The 14,702-nt window shown below is 53.8% G+C and carries 14 protein-coding genes; 6 read left to right on the forward strand and 8 right to left on the reverse strand.

The window, feature by feature from the left end; genetic code table 11:
• Window positions 1–84: 84 nt before the first annotated feature.
• Window positions 85–738 carry an oxygen-insensitive NAD(P)H nitroreductase gene (gene nfsB, locus ACMWJS_RS12015; RefSeq protein WP_024906901.1) on the forward strand — a complete coding sequence of 218 codons (654 nt, stop codon included), beginning with the start codon at window positions 85–87 and terminating at the stop codon, window positions 736–738.
• 35 nt (window positions 739–773) lie between these two features.
• Here the strand turns inward: nfsB and ACMWJS_RS12020 are convergent, their stop codons facing one another.
• The 3 genes from ACMWJS_RS12020 to ACMWJS_RS12030 all read right to left on the reverse strand — a co-directional run bounded on the left by ACMWJS_RS12020 (window position 774) and on the right by ACMWJS_RS12030 (window position 2,380).
• A complete protein-coding gene (locus ACMWJS_RS12020; protein ID WP_045909670.1) occupies window positions 774–1,061 on the reverse strand; it encodes a helix-turn-helix domain-containing protein in 288 nt (95 codons plus the stop codon).
• Window positions 1,042–1,371, reverse strand: a complete 330-nt coding sequence (locus tag ACMWJS_RS12025) for a type II toxin-antitoxin system RelE/ParE family toxin (RefSeq protein WP_048026897.1) — start codon at window positions 1,369–1,371, stop codon at window positions 1,042–1,044. Before ACMWJS_RS12025 ends, ACMWJS_RS12020 begins: the two co-directional genes overlap by 20 nt.
• Before the next feature lie 139 nt (window positions 1,372–1,510).
• Window positions 1,511–2,380 (reverse strand): helix-turn-helix transcriptional regulator, encoded by an 870-nt coding sequence (locus tag ACMWJS_RS12030; protein ID WP_045909671.1) that lies wholly within the window; start codon window positions 2,378–2,380, stop codon window positions 1,511–1,513.
• Between the two features lie 107 nt (window positions 2,381–2,487).
• On the opposite strand from ACMWJS_RS12030, the gene ACMWJS_RS12035 reads away from it, so the two are divergent.
• Together ACMWJS_RS12035 and ACMWJS_RS12040 are read left to right on the forward strand one after the other, a co-directional pair.
• The gene (locus tag ACMWJS_RS12035) at window positions 2,488–3,924 is read left to right on the forward strand and encodes an MFS transporter (RefSeq protein WP_063621054.1); all 1,437 of its coding nucleotides are present in this window, start codon (window positions 2,488–2,490) and stop codon (window positions 3,922–3,924) included.
• A 65-nt stretch (window positions 3,925–3,989) separates the two neighbouring features.
• A complete protein-coding gene (locus tag ACMWJS_RS12040; RefSeq protein WP_048225987.1) occupies window positions 3,990–5,234 on the forward strand; it encodes a mechanosensitive ion channel family protein in 1,245 nt (414 codons plus the stop codon).
• Between the two features lie 104 nt (window positions 5,235–5,338).
• Here ACMWJS_RS12040 and pheP read toward each other — a convergent pair whose 3' ends face one another.
• From pheP to ACMWJS_RS12060, 4 genes are all read right to left on the reverse strand, one after another.
• On the reverse strand, window positions 5,339–6,727 hold the full coding sequence (pheP, locus tag ACMWJS_RS12045; protein WP_045909674.1) for a phenylalanine transporter: 1,389 nt from the start codon (window positions 6,725–6,727) through the stop codon (window positions 5,339–5,341).
• A gap of 103 nt (window positions 6,728–6,830) precedes the next feature.
• Window positions 6,831–9,014, reverse strand: coding sequence for a TonB-dependent receptor (locus tag ACMWJS_RS12050; RefSeq protein ID WP_414747114.1), 2,184 nt, complete (start codon window positions 9,012–9,014; stop codon window positions 6,831–6,833).
• A 166-nt stretch (window positions 9,015–9,180) separates the two neighbouring features.
• A complete protein-coding gene (locus ACMWJS_RS12055) occupies window positions 9,181–9,645 on the reverse strand; it encodes a hypothetical protein (protein ID WP_048026892.1) in 465 nt (154 codons plus the stop codon).
• Window positions 9,632–10,423 carry a winged helix-turn-helix domain-containing protein gene (locus ACMWJS_RS12060; protein ID WP_414747115.1) on the reverse strand — a complete coding sequence of 264 codons (792 nt, stop codon included), beginning with the start codon at window positions 10,421–10,423 and terminating at the stop codon, window positions 9,632–9,634. Before ACMWJS_RS12060 ends, ACMWJS_RS12055 begins: the two co-directional genes overlap by 14 nt.
• Window positions 10,424–10,992: 569 nt before the next feature.
• On the opposite strand from ACMWJS_RS12060, the gene ACMWJS_RS12065 reads away from it, so the two are divergent.
• The 3 genes from ACMWJS_RS12065 to ACMWJS_RS12075 all read left to right on the forward strand — a co-directional run bounded on the left by ACMWJS_RS12065 (window position 10,993) and on the right by ACMWJS_RS12075 (window position 14,417).
• Window positions 10,993–11,433, forward strand: coding sequence for a winged helix-turn-helix domain-containing protein (locus ACMWJS_RS12065; RefSeq protein ID WP_414747116.1), 441 nt, complete (start codon window positions 10,993–10,995; stop codon window positions 11,431–11,433).
• Between the two features lie 129 nt (window positions 11,434–11,562).
• Entirely contained in the window at window positions 11,563–13,500 is a 1,938-nt protein-coding gene (locus tag ACMWJS_RS12070; RefSeq protein WP_414747117.1) for a methyl-accepting chemotaxis protein, read from the forward strand.
• 53 nt (window positions 13,501–13,553) lie between these two features.
• Window positions 13,554–14,417 (forward strand): EAL domain-containing protein, encoded by an 864-nt coding sequence (locus tag ACMWJS_RS12075; RefSeq protein WP_414747118.1) that lies wholly within the window; start codon window positions 13,554–13,556, stop codon window positions 14,415–14,417.
• Between the two features lie 2 nt (window positions 14,418–14,419).
• Here the strand turns inward: ACMWJS_RS12075 and yahO are convergent, their stop codons facing one another.
• Window positions 14,420–14,695 (reverse strand): DUF1471 family periplasmic protein YahO, encoded by a 276-nt coding sequence (yahO, locus tag ACMWJS_RS12080; RefSeq protein WP_048225977.1) that lies wholly within the window; start codon window positions 14,693–14,695, stop codon window positions 14,420–14,422.
• Window positions 14,696–14,702: the final 7 nt, after the last annotated feature.

The following is a 14,702-nucleotide window of genomic DNA, read 5'->3' on the forward strand; positions in this document are numbered from 1 at the left end:
TGCCCTTATCTTTTTCCCCGTCCCGCTGTAATCTGCTCATCTTTCGCGCCCGCACGCGGGCGAATTTCATCATCAGGAGTTGTTATGGATATCATTTCTGTTGCGCTGAAACGCCACTCCACCAAGGCGTTCGACGCAAGCAAAAAACTGACCGCTGAAGAAGCGGAAAAAATCAAAACCCTGCTGCAGTACAGCCCGTCCAGCACCAACTCCCAACCGTGGCACTTCATTGTGGCCAGCACCGAGGAAGGAAAAGCGCGCGTGGCGAAATCCGCGGCAGGCACCTATGTGTTCAATGAACGCAAAATGCTGGATGCCTCTCACGTGGTGGTGTTCTGCGCGAAAACCGCGATGGACGATGCCTGGCTGGAGCGCGTTGTCGATCAGGAAGAAGCCGACGGTCGCTTCAACACCCCGGAAGCGAAAGCGGCAAACCATAAGGGCCGCACCTATTTCGCCGACATGCACCGCGTGGATCTGAAAGATGACGACCAGTGGATGGCGAAGCAGGTTTACCTGAACGTCGGCAACTTCCTGCTGGGCGTGGGCGCTATGGGTCTGGACGCGGTACCGATCGAAGGTTTCGACGCCGCGATCCTCGACGAAGAGTTTGGCCTGAAAGAGAAGGGCTTCACCAGCCTGGTGGTGGTGCCGGTTGGGCATCACAGCGTGGAAGATTTCAACGCCACGCTGCCGAAATCTCGCCTGCCGCTGAGCACGATTGTGACCGAGTGCTAATCCCTCCTGGCACGCTGGGTTCCGGCGTGCCTGTTTCAATAAAGCGTAATCTGCGGGTGTTTAATCCCACACACCAGCGCATAACGCGTTAACGTATCAAGGCTTGCCCGGGTAATATTCGCTTCCATTCTGGATACCGTGGGTGCGCTGACGCCCATCCGCTCAGCCACCTGCGCGCGCGTCAGGCCAGCATGGTCTCGCCATTGCGCCAGCATCTCTCGCAGGCGTTCCTTGCGCTCTTCTGCATCAAAAGAAGCCTGCACTTCTGAATTGCTTAACAGTTCCGCTCTGAGCTCATCCCAGTCAATAATCTTTTTGCTCATCCAACATCTCCTGTTGTCGTTTCAATGCCAGACGGAGTTCAGCAGAGGGTGTTTTTTGCGTTTTCTTGATAAATACCCGCAGCAGAAAAATTGTCTTTTCCCGCTGATAAACGTAGATCCCACGAGTGTGGATCAGCCCGACGGTTCTGATTTCAAACAAACCATAGGGTAAGGGTTTGCTGTCAGGTTCTCTCAGTACTGTCGGATTGGTGCGCAATTTATCAAGCTGTCGAATCAGCTTCGCCTGCACCCCAGCAGGCAGTGAGAGAATCTCTTCCCTTACCGCCTCATGAACGATAAGTCTGAACACGATATTTCATCCCTGAGAATATTAGCATATAAGGCAATTTGCATTAAAGGCTAATTTAGCTTTTCGTGTCCCACCTTACCCGTTTTTAACAGACAGAACCGGATCCGCTTTGATTACATGAAAGCCCCTCGCAAAAAACTTACTTTCCCTGCGCCGCCAGCCACTCCATCGCCCGCTCTCCCGCCTCATCCACCGGCAGATACACCAGCAGCCGCGATCCGTTTCGCGGCGCGGAATACCAGTACATCTGCTGCAGCGTAAAATCCCCCAGCTCGGGATGGGTAAACAGCTTGAGCTGGTTCTCCACGCCGCGCACGTCGTTGCGCTGGTGCCACAGGGTTTTGAACTCTTCGGACACCGCGAAGAAACGCGCCAGTTTGGCCTCCCACAGTGGGTCACCCCGGTGTTCGGCCATCGCCGCCCGGAAATAGGAGACAAAAATGGGCAGCACGTCGTCGCGTCTGCCGAGGCGCGCGCGCCACGCCGGATGCGTGAGGAACAGATAAATACAGTTGCGATCTTCGGGAGGGATGTCATTGAAATCGACGCCCATCAGATGCCCGAAGCTGTCGTTCCAGGCCACAATATCGAAGTTCGGTTTTTGAATGCTCGCGGGTTTCGGCATCAGCGTATCCAGCAGGCGTCGGGTGCCTTCGCTGATGCCTTCACAGCAGACCGCCTGCGGTGCTTCACCCGGCGGCAAACCCGCTAACACAAACAGGTGCCGGGCCTCGGTCGGGGTGCATTGCAGCGCTTTTGCCACGGCCGCCATCACCGCGCTGGACGGATTGACGTCCCTGCCCTGCTCAAGCCAGGTGTACCAGGTCACGCCCACGTCAGCAAGCATCGCCACCTCTTCGCGGCGCAGACCCGGCGTGCGGCGACGACCGCTGCGCGGCAAGCCGAGACGCTGCGGATCGAGGCTTTCACGCCGGGCACGTAAAAATGCCCCGAGCTGTTTTCGGGTGTCATCCTGAAGTGAGACGACAGGTTCAGACATCAGCGCCATAAATCCCCCTGCATGGTAGTGCCAGTACCAGTATAAGCAAGAACTGGTACCCGTTTATCTGATGGTAGATGCTACGACCATCTGTTGAATGACGCAATGGAGTTACCATGAATACGTCAGTTGTTTCACCGGGTCGCGCTGGCCTGATATTGCTGTTAACCGGCCAGATGCTGCCGATGATTGATACCTCAATCACCAACGTGGCGCTGGACGCCATTACCCATTCACTGCACGCTACCGCCACCGAACTGGAGCTCATCGTCGCGCTCTACGGCGTGGCCTTTGCCGTCTGCCTCGCGCTCGGCAGCAAGCTGGGGGATAATTTTGGCCGTCGCCGTCTGTTCATGTGGGGTGTGGCGAGCTTTGGCCTGGCCTCGCTGCTGTGCGGAATAGCGGGGAACATTGAACAGCTGCTCGCCGCGCGCATCGTTCAGGGCGCAGGTGCCGCACTGATCATGCCGCAAATTCTTGCCACGCTGCACGTGACGCTCAAAGGTACGGCGCATGCAAAAGCCATCAGCCTGTTCGGCGGCATCGGCGGGATTGCGTTTATCGTCGGGCAAATGGGCGGCGGCTGGCTGGTATCGGCGGATATCGCCGGGCTGGGCTGGCGTAACGCCTTCTTTATCAACGTGCCGATTTGTCTGGTGGTGCTGGCGCTGAGCCGCCGCTTCGTACCGGAAACCCGTCGCGAGACGCCGTCACGCATCGACTGGCCGGGTACCGTGTTGCTGGCCATCATGCTTTGCTGCCTGCTGTTCCCGATGGCGCTCGGCCCACAGTGGCACTGGTCCTGGCCGCTGAAGACGATGCTGCTCGCCCTTGTCCCGCTGGCCTGGCTGATGGCGCTGAATGCGCGCAAAAAAGAGCGTGAGAATGCCCACCCGCTGATCCCGCCGCGCCTGCTTGCGCTTCGCAGCGTGCGCTTTGGCATTCTGATTGCGATGCTCTTTTTCAGCGTCTGGTCCGGGTTTATGTTCTGTATGGCCCTGACCATGCAAACCGGTCTGGGGATGGCGCCGTGGCAGTCCGGGAACAGTTTTATCGCCCTGGGCGTGACCTACTTTGTTTCGGCGTGGTTCGCACCTCGGCTGATTGCCCGCTACAGCACCAGCACCATCCTGCTGACGGGTCTGGCGATCCAGATTACCGGCCTGCTGGCGCTGATCGCCACGTTCCGCGTTTGGGGCATGGAGAATACCACCCTGACGCTGGCACCTGCGACCGGACTGGTGGGCTACGGGCAGGCGCTGATCGTGAACAGTTTCTACCGTATCGGGATGCGCGACATTCAGCCTGACGACGCGGGAGCCGCGAGCGCTATTTTAAGCACCCTGCAGCAGGCCGCGCTGGGTCTTGGCCCGGCTATTTTTGGCGCCATTTTGCTGCACGCGCTTCAAAACCATCACGGGGATTACACCCAGGCGGTTAACGTCTTCCTCATGGTGGAAACAGCCATGATGGTGGTGCTGGCTCTGGCGACGCTGCGCATCCGCCATCGCCTGTGCCTGCCGGTGGTAAAGGTCTGCCAGACCGCCAAATAAGTTCGTGAATTTGCATAATAGATCCGCAGCCGCCATTATGGGGCTGCAAAAATACAGGAGACGTTATGCAGGAATTGATTGCTCAGGTTGAAGAGTTAGGCATTGAAATTAATCACACCACCTCTTTAGTGATTATCTTTGGTATTATTTTTCTTACCGCCATCATCGTTCATTTTATTCTGCACAAAGGGGTACTTCGCGCATTCGAAAAGCGCGCGCAGGCCAGCAGCCATTTATGGCTGCAGATCATCACCCAGAATAAATTATTTCACCGTCTGGCCTTTACCCTGCAGGGGATAATTGTCAACGTCCAGGCGGTACTGTGGCTGCAAAAGGGCAGCGAAGCAGCGGAAATACTCACCACCTGCGCGAAGCTGTGGGTGATGGTGTATGCCCTGCTCTCCTTCTTCTCACTGCTGGATGTGATTTTCAATCTGTCGCAGAAAATGGCTACCGCGTCACAGTTGCCGCTGAAAGGGATCTTCCAGGGCATCAAGCTGGTGAGCGCCATCCTGGTGGGGATACTGATTATCTCCCTGCTGATTGGCCAGTCCCCGGCGATTCTGATCAGCGGTCTGGGTGCCATGGCCGCCGTCCTGATGCTGGTGTTTAAAGACCCGATACTCGGACTTGTAGCGGGTATTCAGCTTTCTGCCAACGACATGCTCAAGCTTGGCGACTGGCTGGAGATGCCGAAATACGGTGCCAACGGTACGGTGACGGACATCGGCCTGACCACCGTGAAAGTGCGCAATTTCGATAATACGATTACGACCATTCCGACGTGGGCGCTGGTCTCCGATGCCTTTATCAACTGGAGCGGCATGTCGGCCTCCGGCGGGCGACGCATTAAGCGCAGCCTGAACATTGATACCACCAGTATTCATTTCCTCGACGAGCAGGAACAGCAGAAGCTCATTCAGGCGAAACTGCTGAAGCCTTATCTGGCCGCACGTCATGAGGAAATTAACCTGTGGAATCAGCAGAACGGTGAAGGGGAATCGGTATTAAACCTGCGCAAGATGACCAATATCGGCACCTTCCGCGCCTACCTGAACGAATATCTGCGCAACCACCCGCGTATTCGTAAAGATATGACGCTGATGGTGCGCCAGCTAGCGCCTGACGCGAATGGCTTGCCGATTGAAATATATGCCTTCACCAATACCGTGGTCTGGGCAGAATATGAGGAGATTCAGGCCGACATCTTCGACCATATTTTCGCGGTGGTGGATGAATTTGGTCTGCGTATTCACCAGTCACCCACCGGGAATGATATTCGCGCCCTATCGGGTGTTGTCGCCAGATAATCTTTTTGTAGGCCCGGTAAGCGCAGCGCCACCGGGCGAAAAGGCAGGTGCGGTCTGGTGCCCTCACCCCGGCCCTCTCCCACAGGGAGAGGGAGAAAACCGCGCTACTTTTTGCGCGAGAGCTTAAAAGCAATAAACAGGAACACCACCCACACCGGCAGCAGCATCGCCGAGAGGCGCATCTCATCCATGGTGCACATCAGTACCAGAATCAGCCCCAGGAAAGCGATACAGAGGTAGTTCCCCGCCGGGTAAAGCAGCGCTTTGAACTGCGTTTCGCGCCCCTTGCGGCGCATCGCGGCGCGGAATCGCAGGTGCGCCAGGCAGATCATGATCCAGTTCAGCAACAGCGTAGCGACTACCAGCGCCATCAGCAGGCCAAAGGCCTCTTTCGGCAGCAGGTAGTTGATCAGCACCACCAGCGACGTGATGGCACCTGACAGTAACAAGGAGTTCACCGGCACGCCGCGACGGCTGACGCGGGTTAAGAAGCGCGGTGCGTTGCCCTGAACGGAGAGGCCAAACAGCATACGGCTGTTGGAGTAAACGCCGCTGTTATAGACCGACAGCGACGCCACCAGAATGACGAAGTTCAGCGCAGAGGCGACCACGTTGCTGTTCAGATCGTGGAAAATCATCACGAACGGGCTGCTGTCGGATTTCACTTCCACCCACGGATAGAGCGCCAACAAGACCACCAGCGAGCCGATATAGAACAGCAGGATACGGTACACCACCTGGTTAACCGCTTTTGGAATGCTTTTATGCGGGTCGCGCGCTTCGGCGGCGGTAATGCCAATCAGCTCCAGTCCGCCGAAGGAGAACATGATCACCGCCAGGGAGAGGATCAGCCCTTTCCAGCCGGTGGCGAGGAAGCCGCCGTGCTGCCACAGGTTGTCGATCGTGGCGCGCTCGCCGCCGTGGCCTGAGAACAGCAGCCACAGGCCAAAGCCGATCATGCCGATAATCGCCAGCACCTTGATCAGCGCAAACCAGAACTCGGTTTCACCATACAGGCGGACGTTGACGAGGTTAACGGCGTTAATAATGATGAAGAAGGCAGCCGCCCAGATCCACGTCGGGACATCCGGCAGCCAGTACTGCATATAGATGCCTGCGGCGGTCAGCTCCGCCATCCCCACCAGCACGAACATCACCCAGTAGTTCCAGCCGGACAGGAAGCCGGCAAACGGGCCCCAGTATTTATAAGCAAAGTGCGCGAAGGAGCCTGAAACTGGCTCTTCGACAACCATCTCGCCAAGCTGGCGCATGATCAGGAAGGCAATAATCCCGGCGATACCGTAACCCAGCAGCACCGCCGGGCCCGCCATCTGAATAGCGGGGCCGATGCCGAGAAAGAGCCCGGTACCGATTGCGCCGCCAAGGGCAATTAACTGAATATGTCGATTTTGCAAACCACGTTGCAGCGTCGGATTCTGATCCGACGAAGCTTCGGCGCTACCATGGCCTGAAGCGGATGACGCGTCTTTCACGTCCTACCCCTGTCTCTTTTTTAGAAGGGGCACGTTTTAACACTTCATGCTGGAGGTAGCAAGGGATTGGGGCATCCCTGCCCCGGATAACGAGATGGAACGCTTAGAATTCGTAGCCAACCGCGATCTTAAAGGTACGCGGTTCGCCCTGCGTGATGTAGGTACCGGAATCGTCCACGCTGGCCCAGTAGTTTTCATTGGTCACGTTGTCGATGCCCGCGCGCACCGTCATCTGGTTTGCATTGTGGTTCACCGCGAAGCGATAGCGCATCCCCAGATCCAGCGTGGTGTAGCTGTCCAGCTTTTTGGTGTTTGCCAGGTCAGCGTACTGTGCACCGGAGTGGTTGACGCGGGCGGTCGCCGTCAGGCCATCAATCGGCTTGATGTCATACTCTGCACCCAATACGGCGTAAAAGTTCGGAATACCGATCGCATCGTTACCCTGATTGACACCATTTTTGGTTTTGGTCAGCTCGGCCTGCAGCCAGGTGGCGCTGGCGTTGAGGCGCATCCCGAGCATGGGTTCGCCGAAAATGTTCAGTTCCACGCCGCGGTTACGCTGTTCAGCGTCCAGGCCATAGTGGCCGCTGTCATCTAGGATCGCCGACGGCATCTTGATTTCAAACAGCGCAAGCGATCCGCCTACGCGGCCAAAGTCCGCCTTTACGCCCACTTCGTTCTGCTTAGAGTGAACGATACCGGTGCTCTGGCCGTAGTTGGTGGCGGTATTAGGCGCGGTTTTGCCCGGCTGCAGCGCTTCGGTATGGTTAGCATAGAGGGAGATTTCCTCCCACGGCTTGTAGACCACGCCGTAGGTTGGCATCCAGCGGCTGCCGTCGAAGCCGTCTGCCGCGTTTTCCGCACCGGTAATTTTGTTATACCCGCGAATGACCACTTTCTGGTGGCGTGCGCCAGCGGTGAACAGCAGTTTGTCGTCCAGCACGCCCAGGGTATCGCTCAACAGCCAGCCCTGGGTACGGGTGCGTCCGCTGGTCAGCGGGTCGCTGTACTTTCCGCCAGATCCGTTGAAGTTGCTGCTGTCCGGCATATCGACCCCGGTGTTGTGGTAGATGTTGGTCGTCGGGTTATCCTTCGTCGCCGACATTTTCCACGCGATTTTTTCGTTTTTGGTCATCGCCGAATAGCCAACGTTGACCTTGTGCGAGATAAAACCGGTATCAAAGTTACCGCGAATGCCCGCCATGCCGCTGACGGAATCGCTGATGCGGTTGGTATCAAGGCGGCTGACCGTTGCCTTACCGCTTTTATCCACCAGCTTCGGCGCGCTGTAGATCCCTTCCTCGTGCGCGTGCTGCGCGCCAAGCCCGGTATAGGCGGTCCAGCCGTCGGTGATGTCGTACTCGCTGCGCCACATCCCGAACTCGTTTTCGATATTGCTGTAGGCCCACTTCTGCGAGAAGTTGCGATCGTTTTTCGGCGGCTCGGGCACGAAATCCACCGCCGATATGTTGACGCTGGTTGGGCTGCCGTGGAAGGTTTTCTTCTGATAGCCCAGATCAAGCGAGGTGCGGAAGCGGTCACCGTTGTAATCCAGGCCGGTAGAGAGCAGCGTGGTGCGGCGGCGATCGTTCGGTATGCCGGTTTCCCCTTCGCGGTGCACCAGGTTCACCCGCGCGCCAAACTGGTCGTTGTCGCCGTAGCGACGGCCCGCATCCAGCGTGGTGCCAATTTGAGAATCTGAGGTGTAGTCGACGCCCACTTTCGCCTGCGGGAGTTCACCCGCGTGTTTTGGCTCAAGGTTGATCATCCCGCCCACGCCGGAGCTCGCCGCGCCGTTCATCAGGGCGTTTGCCCCTTTGAAGATCTCAATGCGCTCAACCATCTGCGTATCCACCACCTGCCGCGGCAGCACGCCGGACAGACCGCCAAAGGTCATGTCGTCACCGTCGAACTTCAGACCACGGATACGGTAGGTTTCCGCGCTGTTGCCGAAACCCTGGACGAACTGCACGCCCGCATCGTTGGCGACTACGTCAGCAATGGTTTTCGCCTGCTGATCTTCCACCAGCTTTGAGGTGTAGCTGATGATGTTGAACGGTACGTCCATGGCGTTCTGCTGGCCCAGCATCCCCATCCGTCCGCCGTTTGCCACCTGTCCGTCGAGGAAGGCCGGTACCAGCCGATCGCCACCGGGTTTGAACTCGCTGGCAGGCTTAGCCTGCACGACGAGAGTATCTTCTTTTTGATAGTCCGCTGCGAAGGCGGAATGTGTTACCGCGCCAACGGCGAGCGCCAGCAGCGTTTTGTGTATGTTGGTGTTGTTCATCGTTAACTCATTTGAAAGTGCGCGCAAAAATGACCCGTTGTCGGGCCTTAGAATGTATTGATAGCAATGCAAATGAGAACTATACGCATTATCTTTGATGATTCAAGTATTAGCATGCGTAAACTTCAAGCGAGAAAAAGGATCAAGAAGAAGGAGGCATTCTCTTTCAGCTTTTCGAACAGTAAAACGCAGGGGAATTTCCGAAGCTAAACAGATAGCCGGAGGCGTTCACCTGAACAATGCCAAGGCTGATACCGCGGTCGCGATAATAGAAAAAATCGGGAATATAATGGCGAAAGGGTTCGTCTTTTTTGGGCAAGGCATTCGTTTCGTCGGAAACCAATATGACCCTTCCTTCTTCATACCAATATTTGAAGTTAATCTTGTTGCTGATGGTAACGGTGGGCTGTCCTGGCGGACTATATTCACCGGTTGAGTCGTAGACGCCTGAACCATGTTGAAATGAAAAAGACATGAGAGAATCGACCGTCGAATCGCCCTCGACTATCGTTAAATGACTCTCGCAGGTAAAATTATTTCGCTGATAATGAAGCCGGGCGGCATAAAGTATAGGCGCAGCAATAGCCAGGATAACGATCCCCCAGCGCACAGTCTGGCTATCTATTTTCATGATATTGCTCCAGATACATAATCGAATCACAGCGCGCACCGGCGACGTCGGGTAGCCTGTCGCACACGAGCACTGAAATACCATTCTGAAAATGATTTAGCGTCATCAGAGCCGTCCCCCCAGGAGGACAGTGAATGGGATAACGTTTTTCCAGGGCAGCAAAAATACGCTCACTTTTCGTTTTATCATGCCAGGACGAATAGACTTCACAGCCGTTAACGTTGCCAATGGAAAGATAGTCTTCAAGTCCGGTGCCCTGAGCGTTAATTTCATGGATAAGAGCCAGGCAAGAAGCAATAAATAATAATCCGGCCAGGCCCCACACCATTTTACCACGGAAAAAATGAAGCCCGTGATTAACCGAAGGTGGAGATGTGCGCTGTGCCTCGGGCAACGTCGAGACAGTCTCTAAGACTGCGGGCGTAATAAAATCGTCGAGTGACCCCGTCTGAATATGCGCAACCGACTTAAACCCCTCTTTTGGAATAGTCTGCACGATATTTTCTGTCAGCCCCGCCGTCTTTAGCGCTTTACGGATAGACGCGATAGTCTGATAAAGGGCATTAGTCGTGACGACCGCACCTTGCTTTTCCCAGACAGCAGCAAAGAGATAACGCTGCGACAGCACCTCACCGTTGTGTTCAAGCAGCTGTTGCAGACACTCACTAACGGGACCATGCAAAACAACAGCGCGTTCGGGGTAACTACCCCGTTGACAAAGCTGACGCTTGTCCGGCTCGAAAAGCACCACGTGATTGATCAGGAAAACGGGCTTCATGGCGCGCCTGCGACCAGAAGACAAAAGTAAAATGCATTCATCATTGTTATGTTTTCGCGTCCGTTGACTTTGTCTGATTAAGATTTTAATTAATATTTATCAATCGCTTATAAACAAATCTCGCTTTCACATCCTTTTTTCCCCCTGCTGCGACCTCCGCTTAATCAGTATAAATCATTTAACTTCACTCCTCTTTTTTATTGAAAAATCCTAACCTGACCTTCACCAGATGCCCCTTCATGAGGCTTCAGGTCGTGCGGAACATTCAGAGTGAAAAACTGAAATTTTCTTGAAATTCACGGTTTAATGTTGAGTCACCGTTCAATCACAGAAATTTAGAACAACAACAAAGATAAATAAGAAATACTGGAGTTTTATCCTTTATGTATGACTTAAATCGACTAATAAACCATGAGCGAGTGATGTTGAACCGGTTTCTTATAGCGCACAGGGATGTGTATTGGAAAGTATCGATAGCAGCCATATAATCCACCCTACAAACGGTATGGATTATCTCAGCGCTTATATGTAGTGATGCGTGTTCGTCTTCATTTATATGGGTTTTAGTTATGGGTTATCGTCTATACGGATTTATGATCGGTGATGACATTCATTTCGATATTGCCAATCGAAGGCTGTACCGACTCACTGGTAGCCTTACTGATAACAGCATCGCTTTCTCGTCAATCTATTTCAATGAAACGATGCTGCGACTTTTTCTTTATTTGATGATAAATGGCCGAAAAGAGCCTATTTCAAAAGAAGAACTGTTTGAAGAAATCTGGGAGGCACACAACCTGAGTCCTTCCACACAGCGATTATGGCAGGTTCTGCACAATCTCAAGAATAAATTGAAGCTTTTAGGCCTTAACGACGACTTTATTCACAACATTAAAGGGCGCGGTTACATCATTAATAACCCGGATGTAATCCCCGTTTATTACAGAATGAGTGAACTCCCGACTCATTCCGTTAAAAAAGAGGAGAAGACAGATACCCTGAGTGAGTGATGTCAATTCAGGTGTTTGCCCTGAGCACTGGCGTGCGAGGGGCTTTTTTTTCTCTTATTTTCAAAACAATTTTTACGTTAATGATTTTAAAGCACTGTAAGTTAGCTTTCGCTGACGCTGGAATTCAATATGAGCATAATTAACCGCTTTACCGATTTAAAAGTGAGTAAGAAGTTATTCTTTGGCTTTTTTACCGTCCTGCTCGTGACGATTATTATTCTGGGTTCCGGGCTGTTTGGCCTGAATAGTATTCAGGATAAAGTTGAAAAGAACGGACATACAACCGACCTGTTTAACGCGCTGTCACAGGTCCGCCTGGGGCGAACCAATTTTCAATATACGCTTGATCAAAAGTATCTCGACCAGACCAATGCGGGTACCCAGCGCATGCAGAGTATTGTGTCTGAAATGAAAACGCTCAGCTGGTCGCCGGAGGGGAAAAAAGCGCTCGACGATACGGCGAATGCGGTAACGAGCTACGTAGCCACGCTGGTCCCGTTTACCCAATCGCTTTCTGAAAAGAAACTCAGCGAACAAAAACTGGACACCCAGGGGCTGTGCGATAACTCGGAACGGGCGTCACAACTAAGCCAAAGCGGTACCCTTGATCTCCAGCATTCGCTTATCGCCGCTCAGATCGCGTTTATTATGAGCGACATTGATTCGCAGGTCACCCTGTATAAGCAGCACCCTACGGATGCGCTAAGCAAGGGGCTCCTGACGCGTCTGGAGACAGCGAGGTCTTACACAGGGCAGTTGCTCACCGTTGCGTCTGAAGACCAAAAAAAGTGGCTGCAGTCTGGCCTCGACACGATGAATAACGTAGCCGAAGCGCTACCGAATTATAAGCTCGTCTGGACGCTGCAGACCACCCTGTCCGATACCCTTACCGGAAAGGCGATGATGCTGACGCAGGCCATCCAGACGCTGTTTAATTTACAGCAGAAAAAAGTTGCCGATACGGTTGATAGCGTACAGATACAAATGGCCGTCGTTGCTGCCATTGGGATCGCGCTCGGTATCCTTATGGCAATGGGTATTACTCTTTCTATCACCCGGCCGCTGAATGAGACCCTGCGCGTAGCAGAACAGATCGCCAGCGGCGACCTGACCAGTACGCTGACCAGTACGCGCCGCGATGAGCCCGGACTGTTGATGCAGGCTGTCGCCACCATGAACGTCAATCTTAAGAACATCATTAATGATGTCCGCGATGGCGTGGAGAGCGTTGCTCGTTCCTCAACTGAAATTGCGGCTGGCAATATGGATCTGTCGGCGCGAACCGAGCAGCAGTCTGCAGCCGTTGTCGAAACCGCTGCCAGCATGGAAGAGTTGACCTCTACCGTTGCGTTGAACGCGGAGAACGCCTCTCACGCCAGACAGTTAGCCGACGAAGCCGCGCAAAACGCCACCGAAGGCAGCCAGATTTCACTGCAGGTGATCGATACCATGAAAAACGTGCGCAGCAGCTCGCACCGTATTTCAGAGATTACCACCGTGATTAACAGCATTGCCTTCCAGACCAACATTCTGGCACTGAACGCCGCCGTTGAAGCTGCCCGCGCGGGCGATCAGGGCAAAGGTTTCGCCGTGGTCGCCGCGGAAGTCCGTACGCTTGCCCAACGTAGCGCGCAGTCGGCGAAGGAGATTGAAAACCTGATTAACGAGTCCGTGTTGCACGTTGACACCGGATTTAGTCTGGTTGAAAGCGCCGGCGATGCGATGACGAAAATCGAAACATCTGTCGCGCAGGTACGCGACATCATGAATGAAATTGCTGCCGCTACCGAAGAACAGAGCCGCGGTATTTCCCAGATTGCACAGGCGATGGCTGAAATGGATACCACTACCCAGCAGAACGCCGCCCTGGTGGAAGAGTCTTCGGCTGCGGCCAGCTCGCTGGAGGATCAGGCCGTACAGCTGGAAAAAGTGGTATCGATTTTCCGCGTATCAAAGGAAAGTGCCGCCCGCACTGAAAAACGCCGACCAAACAACGCGAGCAGCACCACCGTTGTTGCGATAAAACGTCCCACGAGCCACGACCAGGATGACTGGGTCAAATTCTGATGACCGCCGTACGGTAGCCTCCGGGGCTACCGTACGTTAAAGAACACACGAGAATGACAACGATAAAACGCCACCCGACATTGCTCTCAGGCATCCGATCCCTGCTGACGCCGTATTTTTATCACGTAACGGCAAGAACGCTAATTGACGCCATTGCTCAGCACCAAATCGTGCCGGTTTATCAGCCCTTCTACGACAGCCAGACGGGGCTGATGGCAGGTATTGAAGTGCTCGCCAGATGGAAGCACCCGCTTTACGGTAACGTCGCGCCGGACACCTTCATTCCCCTTGCGGAGAAGCACAACCTCATTGCTATGCTGACACATCATCTAATCCTGCAGGTTATTAACGATCTCCAGCACCGGATCCATCTTTTTCCTGAGGGACTTTACATCAGTCTCAACCTGAGTCCCTCGAACTGTCTCGATCCTCGTTTTGAATCGGATACCGTGGCGCTTTTACAAAAGCTTGCTACCCGCCACGTGCAGCTGATAATTGAGATTACCGAAAAGCACCCGCTGCATGTCACGCCGCAATTAAGCGAGTGGTTTGCAGCATTACGGCGCTCCCCTATTTCTATTGCGCTGGACGATTTTGGAACGGGGTATTCAAATCTTGCCTACATCCACGCCCTGGATCCTGAGTACATCAAAATTGACAGGCTGTTTGTCAGCCAGATCGGAGTGCATGGCGATCTCCGGCTCATGGAGAGTCTGATTGAACTTGCAAAAAAGATGCATCTGCGGATCATCGCTGAAGGTGTCGAAACCCAACATCAGGCGGATTATTTACGGCTTAATGAGTGTGATTTCTTACAGGGCTACTATTTCTGTCGTCCAGTTCAGGCCGATGAACTCGTCAGGATAGTTAACCAGGGGGAGCGAACAACCACCCCGAACACGGGGTGGCTGCAATGACGTTATTTTTTCTTGTAGATATTGGCCGTACCGTGAATTTTATTGTTGGTGTTCCCTGAGGTGAGCACCAGAACATCCGCGCCTTTCTTATCGGCTTTCTCAATCAGTTCTTTTTTTGCATCATCAACCGATACTTCATTTGAAGTGCTTACCGTACCGATTTTTTTATACTGAGACTCGACTTTCTTGAACTCATTTTTAGTCAGCAGTTGGGCAGCAAAAGCATTGGTCGTAAACAGTAACGCCGTTCCCAACAAAATAGCAGTCGTCTTTTTCATAACCTTT

Source organism: Enterobacter sp. HK-058-C-ECC (assembly GCF_047531125.1).
Classification (GTDB): Bacteria; Pseudomonadota; Gammaproteobacteria; order Enterobacterales; family Enterobacteriaceae; genus Enterobacter; species Enterobacter quasiroggenkampii.